Origin of the sequence: Pseudomonas sp. CP-1, from assembly GCF_021213715.1 — a bacterium.
Taxonomy (GTDB): domain Bacteria; phylum Pseudomonadota; class Gammaproteobacteria; order Pseudomonadales; family Pseudomonadaceae; genus Pseudomonas; species Pseudomonas aeruginosa.
Map to the genome: position 1 here is coordinate 152935 of NZ_JAJQKY010000009.1, position 20737 is coordinate 173671.

Below are 20737 nucleotides of genomic sequence, written 5' to 3' on the forward strand. Positions count from 1 at the left end.
GAGAGCATGAGCCTGATCGCCTCCGACCACTTCCGCATCGTTGTCGGCCTCGGCAAGAGCGGCATGTCCCTGGTGCGCTACCTGGCGCGCCGCGGCTTGCCTTTCGCCGTGGTCGATACCCGAGAGAACCCGCCGGAGCTGGCCACCCTGCGTGCCCAGTATCCGCAGGTGGAAGTGCGTTGCGGCGAACTCGACGCCGAGTTCCTCTGCTCCGCCCGCGAACTCTATGTCAGCCCCGGCTTGTCGCTGCGCACCCCTGCGCTGGTACAGGCCGCCGCGAAAGGCGTGCGCATCTCCGGTGACATCGATCTCTTCGCCCGCGAGACGAAGGCCCCGATCGTCGCCATCACCGGTTCCAACGCGAAGAGTACCGTGACCACCCTGGTGGGCGAAATGGCGGTGGCCGCGGACAAGCGTGTCGCCGTCGGCGGCAACCTCGGCACCCCGGCGCTCGACCTGCTGGCCGACGACATCGAGCTGTACGTGCTGGAGCTGTCGAGCTTCCAGCTGGAAACCTGCGATCGCCTCAACGCCGAGGTGGCGACTGTGCTGAACGTCAGCGAAGACCATATGGATCGCTACGACGGCATGGCTGACTACCACCTGGCCAAGCACCGGATCTTCCGCGGTGCCCGCCAGGTCGTGGTGAATCGCGCCGATGCCCTGACCCGACCGCTGATCGCCGATACCGTGCCGTGCTGGTCGTTCGGCCTGAACAAGCCGGACTTCAAGGCTTTCGGCCTGATCGAGGAAGACGGCCAGAAGTGGCTGGCGTTCCAGTTCGACAAGCTGCTGCCGGTTGGCGAACTGAAGATCCGTGGCGCCCACAACTATTCCAACGCGCTCGCCGCGCTGGCGCTGGGCCATGCGGTCGGCCTGCCGTTCGACGCCATGCTCGGCGCGCTGAAGGCGTTTTCCGGCCTGGCTCATCGCTGCCAGTGGGTACGCGAGCGGCAGGGCGTGAGCTACTACGACGATTCCAAGGCCACCAACGTCGGCGCCGCCCTGGCGGCGATCGAGGGGCTGGGTGCCGACATCGACGGCAAGCTGGTGCTGCTCGCCGGCGGAGACGGCAAGGGCGCCGATTTCCATGACCTGCGCGAGCCGGTCGCGCGCTTCTGCCGGGCGGTGGTACTGCTTGGCCGTGACGCCGGGCTGATTGCCCAGGCACTGGGCAACGCGGTACCGCTGGTGCGCGTCGCAACGCTGGACGAAGCAGTCCGGCAGGCCGCCGAGCTGGCCCGCGAAGGCGATGCGGTGCTGTTGTCGCCGGCCTGCGCGAGCCTGGACATGTTCAAGAACTTCGAAGAACGCGGACGCCTGTTCGCCAAAGCCGTAGAGGAGCTAGCGTGATGCTGTCGGTGTTGCGCCCCTTCCCGTCGCCGCTGTTGAGCCGGCACGGCATCGACCTGGACTTCCCGCTGCTGGCGGGTTGCCTGGCGCTGCTCGGCCTCGGCCTGGTGATGGTGACTTCCGCCTCTTCCGAGGTGGCGGCGGCGCAGTCGGGCAACCCGCTGTACTTCTCCGTCCGTCACCTGATCTACCTGGTGATCGGCCTGATTTCCTGCGGCCTGACCATGATGGTCCCGATGGCCACCTGGCAGCGCTGGGGCTGGAAGCTGTTGCTGGTCGCCTTCGGCCTGCTGGTGCTGGTGATCACCCCCGGTATCGGCCGCGAGGTGAACGGCTCGATGCGCTGGATCGGCTTCGGCCTGTTCAACATCCAGCCTTCGGAGATCGCCAAGGTCTGCGTGGTGATCTTCATGGCCGGCTACCTGATCCGCCGCCAGCAGGAGGTCCGGGAAAGCTGGATGGGCTTCTTCAAGCCCTTCGTGGTGTTGCTGCCGATGGCCGGCCTGCTGCTGCGCGAGCCGGACTTCGGCGCCACCGTGGTAATGATGGGCGCTGCCGCGGCCATGCTGTTCCTCGGCGGGGTGGGGCTGTTCCGCTTCGGCCTGATGGTGCTGCTGGCGGTCGGCGCGGTGGTCCTGCTGATCCAGACCCAGCCCTACCGGATGGCACGCCTGACCAACTTCACCGACCCCTGGGCCGACCAGTTCGGCGCCGGCTATCAGTTGAGCCAGGCGCTGATCGCCTTCGGCCGCGGCGGCTGGTTGGGCATGGGACTGGGCAACAGCATCCAGAAGCAGTTCTACCTGCCGGAGGCGCACACCGATTTCGTCTTCGCCGTGCTTGCAGAGGAGCTGGGCATCGTCGGCGCCCTGGCGACCGTCGCCCTGTTCGTGTTCGTCAGCCTGCGCGCGCTGTACATCGGCATCTGGGCCGAGCAGGCCAAGCAGTTCTTCTCCGCCTACGTGGCCTACGGCCTGGCCTTCCTCTGGATCGGCCAGTTCCTGATCAACATCGGGGTGAACGTCGGCCTGCTGCCGACCAAGGGCCTGACCCTGCCGTTCCTCAGCTACGGCGGCAGTTCGCTGGTGATCTGCTGTGCCTGTCTGGGGATGTTGCTGCGCATCGAATGGGAACGGCGAACCCACCTGGGTAGCGAGGAATATGAGTTCAACGAAGAGGACTTTGCCGATGAAAGGTAATGTCCTGATCATGGCGGGTGGCACCGGCGGACACGTGTTCCCGGCGCTCGCCTGTGCGCGGGAGTTCCAGGCGCGCGGCTATGCCGTGCACTGGCTGGGGACGCCGCGCGGCATCGAGAATGACCTGGTACCCAAGGCCGGCCTGCCGTTGCACCTGATCCAGGTCAGCGGGCTGCGCGGCAAGGGCCTGAAGTCGCTGGTCAAGGCGCCGCTGGAGCTGCTCAAGTCGCTGTTCCAGGCGCTGCGGGTGATCCGCCAGCTGAGGCCGGTCTGCGTGCTCGGCCTGGGTGGCTATGTCACCGGCCCGGGCGGCCTGGCTGCGCGCCTCAACGGCGTGCCGCTGGTGATCCACGAGCAGAACGCCGTGGCCGGCACCGCCAACCGCAGCCTGGCGCCGATCGCCAGGCGCGTCTGCGAGGCATTCCCGGATACCTTCCCGGCCAGTGACAAGCGTCTGACCACCGGCAATCCGGTGCGCGGCGAGCTATTCCTCGACGCGCACGCCCGCGCGCCGCTGACCGGCCGTCGGGTCAATCTGCTGGTGCTCGGCGGCAGCCTTGGCGCGGAACCGCTGAACAAGCTGTTGCCAGAGGCCCTGGCGCAGGTGCCGCTGGAAATCCGTCCGGCAATCCGCCATCAGGCCGGTCGTCAGCATGCCGAGATTACCGCCGAGCGTTATCGCACAGTGGCGGTCGAAGCGGACGTCGCGCCCTTCATCAGCGACATGGCCGCGGCCTATGCCTGGGCCGACCTGGTGATCTGTCGCGCCGGCGCGCTGACCGTCAGCGAGCTGACGGCGGCGGGATTGCCCGCCTTCCTGGTGCCGTTGCCTCACGCGATCGACGATCACCAGACCCGCAATGCCGAATTCCTGGTACGCAGCGGCGCCGGCCGCCTGCTGCCGCAAAAGTCTACCGGCGCGGCCGAACTGGCTGCGCAGCTGTCCGAGGTCCTGATGCATCCCGAAACCCTGCGCTCCATGGCAGACCAGGCACGCAGCCTGGCGAAACCCGAGGCTACCCGGACGGTGGTCGATGCCTGCCTGGAGGTGGCCCGTGGTTAAAGAACCGAATGGCGTCACCCGGACCATGCGCCGTATCCGCCGCATCCATTTCGTCGGCATCGGCGGCGCCGGTATGTGCGGGATCGCCGAAGTGCTGCTGAACCTCGGCTACGAGGTATCCGGCTCGGACCTCAAGGCCTCGGCGGTGACCGAGCGCCTGGAGAAGTTCGGCGCGCAGATCTTCATCGGCCACCAGGCGGAAAACGCCGACGGCGCCGACGTGCTGGTGGTGTCCAGTGCCATCAACCGGGCCAACCCGGAAGTGGCATCGGCCCTGGAACGGCGGATTCCGGTGGTGCCGCGTGCGGAGATGCTCGCCGAGCTGATGCGCTACCGGCACGGCATCGCGGTAGCCGGCACCCACGGCAAGACCACCACTACCAGCCTGATCGCCTCGGTGTTCGCCGCCGGCGGCCTGGACCCGACCTTCGTCATCGGCGGCCGGCTGAACGCCGCCGGGACCAACGCCCAGCTCGGCGCCAGCCGCTACCTGGTGGCCGAGGCCGACGAGAGCGACGCCAGCTTCCTGCACCTGCAACCGATGGTCGCGGTGGTCACCAATATCGACGCCGACCACATGGCGACCTACGGCGGCGACTTCAACAAGCTGAAGAAGACCTTCGTCGAGTTCCTCCACAACCTGCCGTTCTACGGACTGGCGGTGATGTGCGTGGATGATCCGGTTGTGCGTGAGATCCTCCCGCAGATCGCCCGCCCGACCGTGACCTACGGCCTCAGCGAAGACGCCGACGTGCGCGCGATCAACATCCGCCAGGAAGGCATGCGCACCTGGTTCACCGTGTTGCGCCCGGAGCGCGAGCCGCTGGACGTCTCGGTGAACATGCCCGGCCTGCACAACGTGCTGAATTCCCTGGCGACCATCGTCATCGCTACCGACGAGGGCATCTCCGACGAAGCCATCGTCCAGGGGCTGTCCGGCTTCCAGGGCGTAGGCCGGCGCTTCCAGGTCTACGGCGAGCTGCAGGTCGAGGGTGGCAGCGTGATGCTGGTGGACGATTACGGCCACCATCCGCGCGAAGTCGCCGCGGTGATCAAGGCGATCCGTGGCGGTTGGCCGGAGCGTCGCCTGGTGATGGTCTACCAGCCGCATCGCTATACCCGTACCCGCGACCTGTACGAAGACTTCGTGCAGGTGCTGGGCGAAGCCAACGTGCTGCTGTTGATGGAGGTCTATCCGGCCGGCGAAGAGCCGATCCCGGGAGCCGACAGCCGCCAGCTGTGCCACAGCATCCGCCAGCGCGGCCAGCTTGACCCGATCTACTTCGAGCGCGACGCCGACCTGGCGCCGCTGGTCAAACCGCTGCTGCGCGCTGGCGACATCCTGCTTTGCCAGGGCGCTGGCGATGTCGGCGGCCTGGCCCCGCAACTGATCAAGAACCCGCTGTTCGCCGGCAAGGGAGGGAAGGGCGCATGAACCTTTGCCTCGATAGCCTGCTGAACGGCACCCAGGATCCCAAGGCGTTCGGCCGTGTCGCCGTGCTGTTCGGCGGCAAGAGCGCCGAGCGCGAGGTGTCGCTGAAGTCCGGCGCGATGGTCCTGCAATCCCTGCTGGCCGCCGGGGTCGATGCCTTCGGCATCGATGTCGGCGAAGACCTGCTGCAACGCCTGGTCGAGGAGAAGATCGACCGTGCCTTCATCATTCTCCACGGTCGTGGCGGCGAGGATGGCAGCATGCAGGGCCTGCTCGAGTGCGCGGGCATTCCCTACACCGGCAGCGGCGTGCTGGCCTCGGCGCTGGCGATGGACAAGCTGCGGACCAAGCGGGTCTGGCTCAGCCTCGGCCTGCCGACCCCGGACTACGCGGTGCTGGCCAACGAGGATGACTGCCGCGAAGCGGCGCAGCGACTGGGTTTCCCGCTGATCGTCAAGCCGGCTCACGAAGGCTCGAGCATCGGCATGGCCAAGGTCGGCGGGCTCGACGAATTGATCGCGGCGTGGCGCGAAGCGGCCCGCTACGACTCGCAGGTGCTGGTCGAGCAGTGGATCAGCGGCCCGGAATTCACCGTGGCGACCTTGCGCGGGCAGGTGCTGCCGGCGATCCGCCTGGGCACGCCGCACACCTTCTACGACTACGACGCCAAGTACCTGGCCAGCGATACCCGCTACCAGGTGCCCTGCGGTCTCGACGAGGCCAAGGAACGCGAGCTGAAGGAACTCACCGCGCGCGCCTGCGACGCCCTGGGCATCCAGGGCTGGGGGCGGGCGGACGTGATGCAGGACGCCGAAGGGCGTTTCTGGCTGCTTGAAGTCAACACCGCACCGGGCATGACCGACCACAGCCTGGTGCCTATGGCCGCGCGGGCCGCCGGCCTGGATTTCCAGCAACTGGTGCTGGCGATCCTGGCCGATAGCCGCGAGGCGAGGGGATAAGCCATGAATGGCGTACTGCTCCGTCATCAGCAACCCGGTGGACTCGGCCGCGCTCCGCGCAAGCCGATGCCGCGCGGCGCCAGCCGTCTGGTGGCCAAGGAACCGCTGAGCGTGCGCCTGCCGAAAGCCGACTTCAGTTTCCTCAAGTACCTGGCCTGGCCGCTGTTGCTGGCCGTTCTCGGCTATGGCGCCTATCGCGGCGCCGAGTACATCCTGCCGTACGCCGACCGGCCGATCGCCAAGGTCAGTGTCGAGGGCGACCTCAGCTACATCAGCCAGCGCGCGGTGCAGCAGCGGATCTCCCCGTACCTGGCGGCGAGCTTCTTCACCATCGACCTGGCGGGCATGCGCGGGCAACTGGAACAGATGCCCTGGATCGCCCACGCCGAGGTGCGCCGGGTGTGGCCGGACCAGGTGGTGATCCGCCTGGACGAGCAACTGCCGATCGCGCGGTGGGGCGACGAAGCGCTGCTGAACAACCAGGGACAGGCTTTTACGCCAAAGGAACTGGCGAATTATGAACATCTGCCCCGCTTGCATGGTCCACAGCGGGCGCAACAGCAGGTGATGCAGCAATACCAGTTGCTCAGCCAGTTGCTGCGTCCCCTCGGGTTCTCCATCGCCCGCCTGGAAATGAGCGATCGCGGCGGTTGGGCGCTGACCACGGCCCAGGGCGTCGAGATCCAGATCGGGCGCGACCACGTGGTAGACAAGATTCGCCGCTTCGTAAGCATCTACGACAAGGCACTCAAAGATCAGATTTCGAACATTGCGCGGATCGACCTGCGTTACCCCAACGGCCTCGCCGTTGCGTGGCGCGAGCCGGTCACGCCCGCGACGGTGGCCACGGCCAGCGCCGTGCAGTGAGTTGAGGAGACAGTAATAACCATGGCAAGCGTGCAGAGCGGCAAGATGATCGTCGGCCTCGACATCGGTACCTCCAAGGTGGTGGCGCTGGTGGGCGAGGTGACGGCCGATGGCCAGCTGGAGGTCGTTGGCATCGGTACTCATCCGTCCCGCGGCCTGAAGAAGGGCGTGGTGGTGAACATCGAGTCCACCGTGCAGTCGATCCAGCGCGCCATCGACGAGGCCCAGCAGATGGCCGGTTGCCGTATCCACTCGGCGTTCGTCGGCATCGCCGGCAACCACATCCGCAGCCTCAATTCCCACGGCATCGTGGCGATCCGCGATCGCGAGGTGAACCCGGCGGATATCGAACGGGTACTGGATGCCGCCCAGGCGGTGGCGATCCCGGCGGACCAGCGGGTGCTGCATACCCTGGCCCAGGATTACGTGATCGATAACCAGGAAGGCGTGCGCGAGCCGCTGGGCATGTCCGGGGTGCGCCTGGAAGCCAAGGTGCACGTGGTGACCTGCGCGGTGAATGCTTCGCAGAACATCGAGAAGTGCGTGCGCCGCTGCGGCCTCGAGGTCGACGACATCATCCTCGAGCAGTTGGCCTCGGCCTATTCGGTGCTGACCGAGGACGAGAAGGAACTGGGCGTGTGCCTGGTGGATATCGGCGGCGGCACCACCGATATCGCGATCTTCACCGAAGGCGCGATCCGCCATACCGCGGTGATCCCGATCGCCGGCGACCAGGTCACCAATGACATCGCCATGGCCCTGCGTACGCCGACCCAGTACGCGGAAGAGATCAAGATCCGCTACGCCTGCGCCCTGGCCAAGCTGGCCGGTGCCGGCGAGACCATCAAGGTGCCCAGCGTCGGCGACCGGCCGCCGCGCGAACTGTCGCGCCAGGCCCTGGCCGAAGTGGTCGAGCCTCGTTACGACGAGCTGTTCACCCTGGTCCAGGCCGAGCTGCGCCGCAGCGGCTACGAGGACCTGATCCCGGCAGGGATCGTCCTCACCGGCGGCACCTCGAAGATGGAAGGCGCGGTCGAGCTGGCCGAGGAAATCTTCCACATGCCGGTACGCCTCGGCGTGCCGTATAGCGTGAAGGGCCTCACCGACGTGGTGCGCAACCCGATCTATTCGACGGGCGTCGGCCTGCTGATGTACGGACTGCAGAAGCAGTCCGATGGCATGTCGATGTCTGTGTCAGGCAGCAGCTACAGCAGCGACGAACCCAAGGCACCTGTCCTGGAGCGGCTCAAACGCTGGGTCCAGGGCAATTTCTGATTCAACGCGGTAACAGTAGGCGACAAAACTAGAAAGGAAGGAGAGGGGAAATGTTTGAACTGGTCGATAACATCGCACAAACCGCCGTCATAAAAGTGATCGGTGTAGGTGGTGGTGGCGGCAACGCCGTCAATCACATGGCCAAGAACAACGTCGAGGGCGTCGAGTTCATCTGCGCCAACACCGACGCACAAGCGCTGAAGAACATCGCGGCGCGCACCGTTCTGCAACTCGGCCCGGGCGTCACCAAGGGGCTGGGTGCCGGCGCCAATCCGGAAGTCGGTCGTCAGGCGGCTCTGGAAGATCGCGAGCGCATTTCCGAAGTGCTGGAAGGCGCCGACATGGTCTTCATCACCACCGGCATGGGTGGCGGCACCGGTACCGGCGCCGCGCCGATCATCGCCGAAGTGGCGAAGGAAATGGGCATCCTCACCGTCGCGGTGGTGACCCGCCCGTTCCCGTTCGAAGGTCGCAAGCGCATGCAGATCGCCGACGAGGGCATCCGCGCGCTGGCCGAGAGCGTCGATTCGCTGATCACCATCCCGAACGAGAAGCTGCTGACCATCCTCGGCAAGGACGCCAGCCTGCTGGCCGCCTTCGCCAAGGCCGATGACGTGCTGGCCGGTGCCGTGCGCGGTATCTCCGACATCATCAAGCGTCCGGGCATGATCAACGTCGACTTCGCCGACGTGAAGACCGTCATGAGCGAAATGGGCATGGCGATGATGGGTACCGGCTGCGCCAGCGGTCCGAACCGTGCCCGCGAGGCCACCGAGGCGGCAATCCGCAACCCGCTGCTGGAAGACGTCAACCTGCAGGGCGCGCGCGGCATCCTGGTGAACATCACCGCGGGTCCGGACCTGTCCCTGGGCGAGTACTCCGATGTCGGCAACATCATCGAACAGTTCGCTTCCGAGCACGCCACTGTGAAGGTGGGCACCGTGATCGACGCGGACATGCGCGATGAGCTGCACGTCACCGTAGTCGCCACCGGCCTGGGCGCGCGCCTGGAGAAACCGGTGAAGGTCGTCGACAACACCGTGCAGGGCAGTGCAGCCCAGGCAGCCGCTCCGGCCCAGCGCGAGCAGCAGTCGGTGAACTACCGCGACCTCGACCGTCCTACCGTGATGCGCAACCAGTCTCACGGCAGCGCGGCGACCGCGGCCAAGCTGAACCCGCAGGATGACCTGGATTACCTGGATATCCCGGCGTTCCTGCGTCGTCAGGCCGATTGAAGTAATTAATCAGGAGTAGAGATGTGATTGGTGTTCAGCAAAGGCCGGTTCTGCTATCATCGCCGGCCATTGTTGAAAACAGTTCGCAGTCAGCGCTTAAGCGGCCAAAGCCATGATCAAACAACGCACCTTGAAGAACATCATCCGGGCTACTGGCGTCGGTCTGCACTCGGGGGAAAAGGTTTACCTGACCCTGAAACCGGCGCCGGTGGACACCGGTATCGTGTTCTGCCGCACCGACCTGGATCCGGTCGTGGAAATCCCGGCCCGGGCCGAGAACGTCGGCGAAACCACCATGTCGACCACCCTGGTCAAGGGTGACGTCAAAGTGGATACGGTGGAGCACCTGCTCTCGGCCATGGCCGGCCTGGGTATCGACAACGCCTACGTCGAGCTGTCCGCTTCGGAAGTGCCGATCATGGATGGCAGCGCTGGTCCGTTCGTATTCCTGATCCAGTCCGCCGGATTGCAAGAGCAGGAAGCTGCCAAGAAGTTCATCCGCATCAAGCGCGAAGTCAGCGTGGAAGAGGGCGACAAGCGCGCCGTCTTCGTTCCGTTCGACGGCTTCAAGGTCAGCTTCGAGATCGATTTCGATCATCCGGTCTTCCGTGGTCGCACCCAGCAGGCCTCGGTCGATTTCTCCAGTACTTCCTTCGTCAAGGAGGTCAGCCGCGCCCGTACCTTCGGGTTCATGCGCGACATCGAGTACCTGCGTTCGCAGAACCTGGCACTCGGCGGTAGCGTGGAGAACGCGATCGTGGTCGACGAGAACCGCGTGCTCAACGAAGACGGCCTGCGTTACGAGGACGAGTTCGTCAAGCACAAGATCCTGGATGCCATCGGCGACCTGTATCTGCTCGGCAACAGTCTTATCGGCGAGTTCCGTGGCTTCAAGTCCGGCCATGCCCTGAACAACCAACTGCTGCGTACGTTGATCGCAGACAAGGATGCTTGGGAAGTGGTGACCTTCGAAGACGCGCGTACCGCGCCTATTTCCTATATGCGCCCGGCGGCGGCAGTGTAGGAAAACTCTCCTTTCCATATTTGGAGGCCACCTCAGGGTGGCCTCTTTTTATTTCGGGATTTATTCTTGCCGGCTTTTCTCGGCGCGGCTTGCCAACCGCTCGAGCGCTTCCCGCAGGCGTGGATTGCCGACGATCTCGGCGGATTCGCGAAGGTTTTCCGCCGCGACGGCAGACAGGGTCAAGCTGCGACGTGCCGCACGTTGTGTGGACGTGGTGGGTTGCACCTTGAAAAGGATTTTCGCTAAGTTCGCGAATTCTTCGAAAGCCTGCAGCTGCCGCTGCAGGCGCCGCTGCTGATAGCGCAGGCGTGTGGCCCAGTGGCCATCGGTGACGATCAGCAGCAGGCAACCGCCGCGCCACGAAGCCACATGGCAGTACGGGCGCGCCGCCGGTTGCAACTGGCTTTCCAGCAGTTGCTGCAGGCGGCAGATGCGCTGGGCTTCGGCGAACAGCATCTGCAGCGGCCTGGCCTGGCGCAGCAACTGGGTCGATGCCTGGGCGGGCAAGGGACGAAAAGACATGGCGGGAAGCCTGGGGGTTACTGAGTCGGAATGGTAGCAGAAAGCGTTTCGCTACTGCCGGCCCGTATGAAGGATAAGTCATGCACATCATTTTTCTGAGCCGGCACCATGGGGCCGCTCGCTCCGTCCATCTGCAGCCGCGGTTGCTGATGCTGGCCGGGGCCTGCGTGGTCGGTGCCAGCCTGTTGGCCGGGGGCTTCATGGGCGCCTGGCTGTTCCGCGCGCCGGCTCCGGTGGCCGGCATCGAAGTCGATGCCGCGCTGCAGGCGCAGAGCGCCGAGATCAGCAGCGCCCGCGAGGACGCGCAGCGGCAGATGGACGCACTGAGCGTGCATCTCGGCGAACTGCAGGCGCGCCTGGTTCGGCTGGATGCCCTCGGCGAACGTCTCACCGAGCTGGCCGACGTCGACCCCGACGAGTTCGACTTCTCCCTGAGCGTCGGCCAGGGTGGCGTCGACGAACCGCTGGAGGGCAGCGCCTATGCCCCGCCGTCGTTCATGGCGACGCTGGACGAACTGGCGGCACGCCTGGATACCCGCGAGCAGCAGCTCGAGGTGCTGGAGCAACTGCTCGCCGACAAGCACATCAGCCAGTCGACCTACCTGGCCGGCCAGCCGGTGCGCCAGGGCTACATCTCCTCGCCGTTCGGGCGCCGGGTCAATCCGGTGAGCGGCCGCCTGAGCATGCACAAGGGCATCGACTTCGCCGCGCCGGCCGGCAGCGACGTGGTGGCCGTGGCGGCGGGGGTGGTGACCTGGTCCGGGCGCAAGAACGGCTATGGCAACGTGGTCGAGGTCGGGCACGCCGATGGCTACACCACGTTGTATGCCCATAACCAGAAGAACCTGGTCGAGGTCGGTGACCTGGTCAAGCGCGGCCAGGTGCTGGCCAAGGTCGGCAGCACCGGACGCTCCACCGGCTACCACGTACATTTCGAAGTGATGAAGGATGGCCGGGTAATGAATCCGCAAAGCTTCATCGCACGCGCGTCTGTTTCCGAGTGAGCGACGCGCATTGATCTGCTGTACTTTTCTCATACCCGTTTCCGGGTAGAATGTTCCCTTTCATGCCGTTGATCGGCACGGGCCGCCGGATGGGTGAGCCTTCCATTCCCCACGTGTGGATGACCAAGTCGATATGTTTGCGCCTTTGTTGAAGAAACTCTTTGGAAGCAAGAACGAGCGTGATGTAAAGCGCATGGCCAAGGCTGTACAGGCCATCAATGCGCTCGAGCCCCAGATGGTGGCGCTCTCCGACGAGCAGTTGAAGGCGAAAACGGCTGAATTCCAGCAGCGCTACGCCAAGGGCGAAACGCTCGACCAATTGCTGCCCGAAGCCTTCGCCGTGGTTCGCGAGGCTGGCAAGCGGGTGATGGGCATGCGCCACTTCGACGTCCAGCTGATCGGTGGCATGACCCTGCACGACGGCAAGATCGCCGAAATGCGTACCGGCGAGGGCAAGACCCTGGTGGGCACCCTGCCGGTCTACCTCAACGCGCTGTCCGGCAAGGGCGTGCACGTGGTCACGGTGAACGACTACCTGGCGCGCCGCGACGCCAACTGGATGCGCCCGCTGTACGAGTTCCTCGGCCTCAGCGTCGGCGTGGTCACTCCCTTCCAGCCGCCGGAAGACAAGCGCGCCGCCTACGCCGCCGATATCACCTACGGCACCAACAACGAATTCGGCTTCGATTACCTGCGCGACAACATGGCCTTCAGCCTGGACGACAAGTTCCAGCGCGAGCTGAACTTCGCCGTGGTCGACGAAGTGGACTCGATCCTCATCGACGAGGCGCGTACCCCGCTGATCATCTCCGGCCAGGCCGAAGACAGCTCCGAGCTGTACATCAAGATCAACAAGCTGATCCCGCGTCTCAAGCGCCAGGTCGAAGAGGTCGAGGGCAAGCCGACCGAGGAAGGCCACTACAGCATCGACGAGAAGACCCGCCAGGTCGAACTCAACGAGCAGGGCCACCAGTTCATCGAGGACCTACTGAGCCAGAACGGCCTGCTCGGCGAAGGCGAGAGCCTCTACTCGGCGCACAACCTGAGCCTGCTGACCCACGTCTACGCAGCGCTGCGCGCGCACACCCTGTTCCACCGCAACGTCGAGTACATCGTCCAGGGCGACCAGATCCTCCTGATCGACGAGCACACTGGCCGCACCATGCCTGGCCGTCGCCTGTCCGAGGGCCTGCACCAGGCCATCGAGGCGAAGGAAGGCCTGCCGATCCAGGCCGAGAGCCAGACCCTGGCCTCCACCACCTTCCAGAACTACTTCCGCCTGTACAACAAGCTGGCCGGCATGACCGGCACCGCCGATACCGAGGCCTTCGAGTTCCGCCAGATCTACGGTCTCGACGTGGTGGTGATCCCGACCCACCGGCCGATCGCGCGCAAGGACTTCAACGACCTGGTCTACCTGACCCAGGAAGAGAAGTACGCGGCGATCATCACCGACATCAAGCAGTGCCAGGCCCTCGGCCGGCCGATCCTGGTCGGCACCGCGTCGATCGAGAGTTCCGAGTACGTTTCCAAGCTGTTGCAAGAGGCAGGCATCGAGCACAAGGTGCTCAACGCCAAGTACCACGAGAAGGAAGCCGAGATCATCGCCCAGGCTGGCGCGCCCGGTTCGGTGACCATCGCCACCAACATGGCCGGCCGCGGTACCGACATCCTCCTCGGCGGCAACTGGGAAGTCGAAGTCGCGGCCCTGGAGAACCCCACCGAGGAGCAGATCGCCCAGATCAAGGCCGAATGGCAGAAGCGCCACCAGCAGGTGATCGAGGCGGGTGGCCTGCACGTGATCGCCTCCGAGCGCCACGAATCCCGCCGGATCGACAACCAGTTGCGCGGCCGTGCCGGTCGTCAGGGCGACCCGGGTTCCAGCCGCTTCTACCTGTCGCTGGAAGACAACCTGATGCGGATCTTCGCCTCCGACCGGGTGAAGAACTTCATGAAGGCGCTGGGCATGCAGTCCGGCGAGGCGATCGAGCACCGCATGGTGACCAACGCCATCGAGAAGGCCCAGCGCAAGGTCGAAGGGCGCAACTTCGACATCCGCAAGCAACTGCTGGAATTCGATGACGTAGCCAACGAGCAGCGCAAGGTGATCTACCACATGCGCAACACCCTGCTGTCGGCAGAGGACGTGGGCGAGACCATCAAGGAGTTCCGCGAGGAAACCCTCAGCGCCACCATCAACCAGCACATTCCGCCGCAGTCGCTGCCCGAGCAGTGGGACATCGAAGGCCTGGAGGCTGCGCTGTACAGCGACTTCGCCGTGCGCCTGCCGATCCAGCAGTGGCTGGACGAAGACGACAAGCTGTACGAGGAAACCCTGCGTAGCAAGATCCTCGAGCAGATCGTCGCCGCCTACTACGAGAAGGAAGAGCTGGCCGGCGCCGAAGCCCTGCGCGCCTTCGAGAAGCAGATGCTGCTGCGGGTACTGGACGACCTGTGGAAGGACCACCTGTCGACCATGGACCACCTGCGGCACGGCATCCACCTGCGTGGCTACGCGCAGAAGAATCCGAAGCAGGAATACAAGCGCGAGTCCTTCACCCTGTTCCAGGAGCTGCTGGACTCGATCAAGCGCGACACCATCCGCGTGCTGTCCCACGTCCAGGTCCGTCGCGAAGACCCGGCCGAAGAGGAGGCCCGCCTGCGTCGCGAGGCCGAGGAACTGGCCAAGCGCATGCAGTTCCAGCACGCCGAGGCTCCCTCGATGGAGCAGGCCGTGGCCGGCGAGGAAGAAGCGCTTCCCGAGGGCCCGGCTCCGGTCGTGCCGCTCGAGCCTGTGCGCAACGAGCAGAAGATCGGCCGCAACGAGCCTTGCCCGTGCGGTTCCGGCAAGAAATACAAGCACTGCCACGGGCAGCTGGACTAAGCTTCCCGCCTGGTTCACCAACGCCGCGACCGGTCCTGCCGCTCGCGGCGTTTGTTCGAATTGGCGCCAGACCGGCGCCGATGCGTTTTCCGTCACGCCGTCGCAGACGGCATCGAGTCCACTGTTTGGTAAAGGAGCGCGTTCCCATGGCTGTCGGTCTTGGCCCCCTGTCCACCCTGCACCCGGTCCCCGGTTTCGAACTCGGCATCGCTTCCGCCGGCATCAAGCGACCGGGGCGCAAAGACGTGGTGGTCATGCGCTGCGCCGAAGGCTCCAGCGTGGCCGGGGTGTTCACCCTGAACGCGTTCTGTGCCGCGCCGGTGACCCTGGCCAAGCAGCGTTTCCTCGGTGAGGTGCGCTACCTGCTGACCAATACCGGCAACGCCAACGCCGGTACCGGCGAGGCCGGCCTCGCCGCCGCCGCGCAAACCTGCGCCAAGCTCGCCGAACTGGCCGGGGTCGCCGAGACTTCGGTGCTGCCATATTCCACCGGGGTGATCGGCGAGCCCCTGCCGGTGGCCAAGATCGAGGCGGCGTTGCCTGCGGCCCTGGCCGACCTGGCCGAGGACCGCTGGGCCGAAGCTGCCGCGGGAATCATGACCACCGATACCCTGCCCAAGGGCGCCAGCCGCCAGTTCGTGCACGATGGCGTGACCGTCACCGTCACCGGGATCAGCAAGGGCGCCGGGATGATCAAGCCGAACATGGCGACCATGCTCGGTTATATCGCCACCGACGCCAAGGTCGCCCAGGGCGTGCTGCAGGATCTGTTGCGCGACGCCGCCAACAAGTCCTTCAACCGCATCACCATCGACGGCGATACCTCCACCAACGACTGCTGCATGCTGATCGCCACCGGTCGCGCGGCGCTGCCGGAAGTCACCCAGGCCAGCGGCGCGCTGTTCGCCGCGTTGAAGCAAGCGGTACTGGAGGTTTCCATGGAGCTGGCCCAGGCCATCGTTCGCGACGGCGAGGGCGCGACCAAGTTCGTCACTGTCCAGGTCAACGGCGGCGCCACTCACCAGGAGTGCCTGGATGTCGGCTACGCCGTGGCCCACTCGCCGCTGATCAAGACCGCGCTGTTCGCCTCCGACCCGAACTGGGGACGCATCCTCGCCGCGGTCGGACGTGCCGGCGTGGCCAATCTGGACGTGAGCAAGATCGACGTGTTCCTTGGCGACGTCTGTATCGCCAGCCGTGGCGGCCGGGCGGCCAGTTATACCGAGGAGCAGGGCGCGGCGGTGATGGCCCAGGCCGAGATCGGCATCCGCATCGAACTGGGACGCGGCACCTGCAGCGAGACCATCTGGACCACCGACCTGTCCCACGAATACGTGAAGATCAACGCAGAGTACCGCACCTGAAGCCAGGCATTCCGATCCTTCATCGATGGATGAAAATCGGGAATTTGCCATCGGTCCGTGCGCCTCTTAAGTTCTCTGGTGCATGGCCGTCCGCGTCGGGCGGCCGAAGAGGAGAGGCGCATGGCCCTGACCATCGTGATTGGCAATCGCAATGACTCGTCCTGGTCGCTGCGGGGCTGGCTGGCCCTGCGCATGAGCGGGGCGGCGTTCGACGAGATCCTCGTCCCGCTGGGGCGGCCCGATAGCCGGGAGCGGATCCTGCAATATTCGCCGACCGGCAAGGTGCCCTTGCTGAAAAGCGAGGATGGCGACATCTGGGATTCCCTGGCCATCGCCGAGTACCTCGCCGAGCGCTTCCCCGAGGCCCACCTGTGGCCGCGCGGCGAGGCGGCGCGGGCGCTGGCCCGTTCGGTCTGCGCGGAAATGCACAGCGGTTTCGCCGCGTTGCGCGGCGAGCTGCCGATGGACCTACGGCGCCAGCAGCCATTGGTGGAATTGTCCGAGGCGACACGACAGGATATTCAACGTATCTGCGAAGCCTGGGCGGATTGCCGGCGGCGCTTCGGCCAGGACGGTCCGTTCCTGTTCGGCCACGCCAGCCTGGCGGATGCGTTCTACGCACCGGTGGCGGCGCGTTTCCGCAGTTATGCGGTGGAGTTGCCGGATATCGCCCGGACCTATGTCGAGACGATTTATCAGTGGCCTGCGTTCCGCACCTGGTACGACGCGGCATTGCGCGAGCAGGCCGGTAGTTGATGGCCGTCCGCCGCTTCCGGCGGTGCGTGACGGCAGTAGCGAGGAGATGATCCGTGAAACGAGTACATGTCGCCGCGGCCGTGATTCGTGGCTCCGATGGCCGGGTGCTGATCGCCCGGCGGCCGGAAGACAAGCATCAGGGCGGCCTGTGGGAGTTTCCCGGGGGCAAGGTGGAGGACGGCGAGCCGGTGCGCGCGGCGTTGGCCCGTGAGCTGGAAGAGGAACTGGGCATCCGTGTCGAGCGGGCCCGGCCGCTGATCCAGGTCCGTCACGACTATGCCGACAAGCACGTCCTGCTCGATGTCTGGGAGGTCGACGGGTTTTCCGGCGAAGCCCACGGCGTCGAGGGCCAACCGCTGGCCTGGGTGGAGCCGCGCGAGCTGGCGGACTACGAGTTCCCCGCCGCCAACGCGCCGATCGTCCAGGCCGCGCGCCTGCCGGCGCACTATCTGATCACCCCGGACGGCCTGGAGCCGGGCGAGCTGATCAGCGGCGTACGCAAGGCGGTGGAGGCGGGCATCCGCCTCATCCAGTTGCGCGCGCCGAACATGTTCAGTCCCGAATACCGCGATCTCGCCATCGATATCCAGGGACTCTGCGCCGGCAAGGCGCAACTGATGCTGAAAGGCCCGCTGGAGTGGCTGGGCGACTTCCCGGCTGCCGGTTGGCACCTGACCTCCGCTCAACTGCGCAAATACGCCAGCGCCGGTCGGCCGTTCCCCGAAGGGCGCCTGCTGGCCGCCTCCTGCCACGACGCGGAGGAACTGGCCCTGGCCGCCTCGATGGGAGTGGAGTTCGTCACCCTTTCGCCGGTACAGCCGACCGAGAGCCATCCCGGCGAGCCGGCGCTGGGTTGGGACAAGGCCGCCGAACTGATCGCCGGCTTCAACCAGCCGGTCTACCTGCTGGGTGGCGTCGGTCCGCAGCAAGCCGAGCAGGCTTGGGAGCATGGAGCCCAGGGCGTGGCGGGTATCCGTGCGTTCTGGCCGGGCGGCCTTTGACGGTGGAATGAAGAAAAAAGGAGGCTTCGGCCTCCTTTTTTCGTCTCGATGCCGAGCCCTCGCTCGCCGTCAGTCCGGTTTTGCCGCCGCCTCCCAGAGAATCTCCGCCACGCCCTGGCGCCGAGCGATGGCGCGGGCGGCGACGAACAGCAGGTCGGAGAGCCGGTTCAGGTAGCGCAGGCCGACGCCCTCCAGCGTTTCCTCCTGGTCCAGCGCCTGGCAGCGCCGTTCGGCGCTGCGCGCCAGGCTGCGGCAGACATGGGCCTGGGCGACCAGGCGGGAACCGCCGGGGAGGATGAAATTCTTCAGCGGGCCCAGCTCGTCGTTCCAGCGGTCGATGCAGCTTTCCAGGCGTGCCACTTCCGTCTCGTCCAGGGCCCGATACTCCGGCATCGCCAGCTCCCCGCCGAGGTCGAACAGGCGGTGTTGCACTGGCGCCAGCGCCTGGACGATCTCCTCCAGGCCGGGATGTGCGCCACGCGCTTCCAGCAGCTCGGCAAGGAGCAGGCCCAACTGGCTGTTCAATTCGTCCACCGCGCCGATCGCCTCGATGCGTGGATGGCTCTTGGGCACCCGGCGTCCGCCGGCCAGGCCGGTCTCGCCGCGGTCGCCGGTACGGGTGTAGATCTTCGACAATCGATTGCCCATGGTTTCAACCTTCCTCTTCGTCGCCCCGCCGCAGGCTGCTACCGGGTTGCGGCAGAGCGGGCGGCAGGGCCTTGGCTTGTGCCGGGGCGACCGCTTCGGAGCTTTCCAGCGGCAGGCGGATGCTGAAGCAGGTGCCGCGGCCCAGTTCCGAGCGTACTTCCATCTGGCCCTTGTGATTGTTGGTGATGATGAAATACGAGACGGACAGGCCGAGACCGGTGCCCTGGCCGACTTCCTTGGTGGTGAAGAACGGCTCGAAGATACGCTTGCGCACCAGTTCGGGCATGCCGCTGCCGTTGTCTTCCACCTGGACTTCCGCCCAGGGCGGCGTCAGGCGCGTGCGCAGGACGATCCGACCCTGTTCGCCTTCCTCTTCGTCGTCGCGCTGGTGGATGGCCTGGGCGGCGTTCTTCAGCAGGTTGAGCAGGACCTGCTCGACCTCGTTGGCGATCACCGGCACCGGGCCGAGGTTGGGGTCGAACTCGTGGACGATCTGCAACGACTTGAAGTCGAAGCCTTCGGCCAGGTCGAAGTCGTTGCCGGCGATTTCCACCGCCTGTTCGAGCAGTGCGGGCAGTTCGCAAGCGGTCATCTGCCGGTGGCTGCGGCGGCTGAAGGCGAGCATGTGGGTGACGATCTTCGCTGCCCGCGAGCCGGCGTGCTGGATGCCTTCCAGCAGGCGCGGGATGTCGCGGCCGTCGAGGTAGTGATTGATGTCTTCCAGCGGTACTCCGACCTCGGCCGCCAGCTCGACGTTCTTCGCCAGCTCCGGGGACAGGCGCCGCTTGATGTTCTGCACGTTGTGCAGGATCGCGCCGAGCGGGTTGTTGATCTCGTGGGCCATGCCGGCGGCGAGGCTGCCGACCGAGAGCATCTTCTCCGATTGCACCATCACTTCTTCCAGGCTCAGCCGCTGGGTGATGTCATCGATGCGGATCACCGCGCCGCGGCCGGTGCCGCCCATCAGCGGGTAGAAGGTCAGGGCGTAGTGGCGTGGCGTGTCGATCAGCGCCCAGGTGACCCGTTCGACACGCTCCACGCTGTGCTTCTCGGCAGCCCGGGTGAGCTGCGGAAGGAACGGCTTTAGCGAGGGAAAGGCGAGGAACACCGGCTGGTTGACCGCATCGTCCAGGCTGGTGCCGGAAAGCTGGCTGGCCTCCTGGTTCCACTGCGTGACGTAGAGTTGCTCGTCCACCGCGATCAGCGCCGAAGGCATGGAGTCGATGATGCTGTTGAGGTAGTGCTGGAAACCGGTGAGCTTCTTCTCGATCTTGCTGCGCACCTGCACTTCCAGTTCCAGCTTGCGGTTCGAGCGGCGGGTTTCCTCGGCCAGGCTCTGGGCCTGCTCGACCGCTTCCTGGGCATCGTCGCGGGCGCGCTTGAGCTGCTGCTCGCGGGCCTCGATGCGGGTCAGCATGGTGTTGAACGCGTCGGCCAGGCGGCCGATTTCGTCGCCGTTGCCGCGCTGGGCGCGGAGGGCGTAGTTCTCCTCGCGGGTGACCTGTCGCGACAGTTCCTCGAGATCGCGGATCGGCCGGGTGATCAGGCGGCGTATCTGCTGCGCCACCAGCAGCCAGAGCAGCACGCTGACGCCGAGGATCGCCAGGCTGGCGGTGAGGGTTCCGGTGTAGAACGCGCTCGGCAGTTCGCCGCTGGCCACCAGCAGCAGGTAGCCGGGGCGGGCGTTTTCCTGGGGCAGTTCGATCAGCGCGTTGAGGCGGTACTCGCCGCGCCTCCAGTGCTCCAGGCGGTCCAGGCGGGCCGGCAGCTTGAGGGTGTCGCCGCGTTGCAGGTCGGCTAGCATCAGCCCATTGCTGTCGTACAGGGCCGCGGCGCGCAACGGCTGGTAATCGTTGAGCTGGCGCAGCAGGACCTCGGCGGTCTGCGGCGAACTGAGTGCCGGCTGGCTGAGCGCCGGGTTGGCGATCAGCCGGCCGATGGTCTGCATCGCCTGGGGGGCGACGCTCTCCTGGGAAATCCAGTAGGCGGCGCTGATGAACGCCAGGTTGGCCACCAGCAGCACGGTGGCCAGCAGGATCAGCAGGGCGGCGAGCAGTTTCTGCCCTACGGGCAGGTTGTCGAGGCGCTGGCGCAGGTTCATGGGCTCTGGCGGTCCGCGGCGAAAAGGAATGGCGGGCAGGGTAACGCGCT

The 20737-nt window shown here is 65.8% G+C and carries 17 protein-coding genes; 14 read left to right on the top strand and 3 right to left on the bottom strand.

Annotation, left to right across the window (positions count from 1 at the left end):
- Nucleotides 1-6: 6 nt before the first annotated feature.
- The 9 genes from murD to lpxC all read left to right on the top strand — a co-directional run bounded on the left by murD (nt 7) and on the right by lpxC (nt 10407).
- Nucleotides 7-1353, top strand: coding sequence for a UDP-N-acetylmuramoyl-L-alanine--D-glutamate ligase (gene murD / locus LT948_RS19070; RefSeq protein WP_033995392.1), 1347 nt, complete (start codon nt 7-9; stop codon nt 1351-1353).
- Nucleotides 1353-2552, top strand: a complete 1200-nt coding sequence (gene ftsW / locus LT948_RS19075; RefSeq protein ID WP_003094125.1) for a putative lipid II flippase FtsW — start codon at nt 1353-1355, stop codon at nt 2550-2552. The genes murD and ftsW overlap by 1 nt, the downstream gene beginning before the upstream one ends.
- Entirely contained in the window at nt 2542-3615 is a 1074-nt protein-coding gene (murG, locus tag LT948_RS19080) for an undecaprenyldiphospho-muramoylpentapeptide beta-N-acetylglucosaminyltransferase (RefSeq protein WP_003103107.1), read from the top strand. Before ftsW ends, murG begins: the two co-directional genes overlap by 11 nt.
- Entirely contained in the window at nt 3608-5050 is a 1443-nt protein-coding gene (gene murC / locus LT948_RS19085) for a UDP-N-acetylmuramate--L-alanine ligase (protein WP_003094121.1), read from the top strand. The genes murG and murC overlap by 8 nt, the downstream gene beginning before the upstream one ends.
- A complete protein-coding gene (locus tag LT948_RS19090) occupies nt 5047-6006 on the top strand; it encodes a D-alanine--D-alanine ligase (RefSeq protein ID WP_003145876.1) in 960 nt (319 codons plus the stop codon). The genes murC and LT948_RS19090 overlap by 4 nt, the downstream gene beginning before the upstream one ends.
- A gap of 3 nt (nt 6007-6009) precedes the next feature.
- Entirely contained in the window at nt 6010-6873 is an 864-nt protein-coding gene (locus LT948_RS19095; protein WP_003094118.1) for a cell division protein FtsQ/DivIB, read from the top strand.
- A 21-nt stretch (nt 6874-6894) separates the two neighbouring features.
- The gene (ftsA, locus tag LT948_RS19100; RefSeq protein WP_003094115.1) at nt 6895-8148 is read left to right on the top strand and encodes a cell division protein FtsA; all 1254 of its coding nucleotides are present in this window, start codon (nt 6895-6897) and stop codon (nt 8146-8148) included.
- A gap of 50 nt (nt 8149-8198) precedes the next feature.
- A complete protein-coding gene (gene ftsZ / locus LT948_RS19105; protein WP_003094113.1) occupies nt 8199-9383 on the top strand; it encodes a cell division protein FtsZ in 1185 nt (394 codons plus the stop codon).
- 112 nt (nt 9384-9495) lie between these two features.
- Nucleotides 9496-10407, top strand: a complete 912-nt coding sequence (gene lpxC / locus LT948_RS19110; protein ID WP_003094111.1) for a UDP-3-O-acyl-N-acetylglucosamine deacetylase — start codon at nt 9496-9498, stop codon at nt 10405-10407.
- A gap of 60 nt (nt 10408-10467) precedes the next feature.
- On the opposite strand, the gene LT948_RS19115 is transcribed toward lpxC, so the two are convergent.
- Complete coding sequence (locus tag LT948_RS19115; RefSeq protein ID WP_003148130.1) at nt 10468-10929, bottom strand: DciA family protein; 462 nt, start codon at nt 10927-10929, stop codon at nt 10468-10470.
- Nucleotides 10930-11009: 80 nt separating this feature from the next.
- Between LT948_RS19115 and LT948_RS19120 the strand changes: the two genes are divergently transcribed.
- From LT948_RS19120 to LT948_RS19140, 5 genes are all read left to right on the top strand, one after another.
- The gene (locus tag LT948_RS19120; RefSeq protein WP_003094103.1) at nt 11010-11933 is read left to right on the top strand and encodes a M23 family metallopeptidase; all 924 of its coding nucleotides are present in this window, start codon (nt 11010-11012) and stop codon (nt 11931-11933) included.
- Between the two features lie 133 nt (nt 11934-12066).
- Nucleotides 12067-14817: a preprotein translocase subunit SecA gene (gene secA, locus LT948_RS19125; RefSeq protein WP_003110155.1), complete on the top strand. Its 2751-nt coding sequence runs from the start codon at nt 12067-12069 to the stop codon at nt 14815-14817.
- Between the two features lie 146 nt (nt 14818-14963).
- Complete coding sequence (gene argJ, locus LT948_RS19130) at nt 14964-16181, top strand: bifunctional glutamate N-acetyltransferase/amino-acid acetyltransferase ArgJ (RefSeq protein WP_003110156.1); 1218 nt, start codon at nt 14964-14966, stop codon at nt 16179-16181.
- Between the two features lie 120 nt (nt 16182-16301).
- The gene (locus tag LT948_RS19135; protein WP_003110157.1) at nt 16302-16937 is read left to right on the top strand and encodes a glutathione S-transferase family protein; all 636 of its coding nucleotides are present in this window, start codon (nt 16302-16304) and stop codon (nt 16935-16937) included.
- A gap of 53 nt (nt 16938-16990) precedes the next feature.
- On the top strand, nt 16991-17938 hold the full coding sequence (locus tag LT948_RS19140; RefSeq protein ID WP_003110158.1) for a Nudix family hydrolase: 948 nt from the start codon (nt 16991-16993) through the stop codon (nt 17936-17938).
- 69 nt (nt 17939-18007) lie between these two features.
- On the opposite strand, the gene LT948_RS19145 is transcribed toward LT948_RS19140, so the two are convergent.
- A complete protein-coding gene (locus tag LT948_RS19145; protein WP_003094089.1) occupies nt 18008-18586 on the bottom strand; it encodes a cob(I)yrinic acid a,c-diamide adenosyltransferase in 579 nt (192 codons plus the stop codon).
- A 4-nt stretch (nt 18587-18590) separates the two neighbouring features.
- Nucleotides 18591-20687, bottom strand: coding sequence for a sensor histidine kinase (locus LT948_RS19150; protein ID WP_003106517.1), 2097 nt, complete (start codon nt 20685-20687; stop codon nt 18591-18593).
- Nucleotides 20688-20737 lie beyond the last annotated feature (50 nt).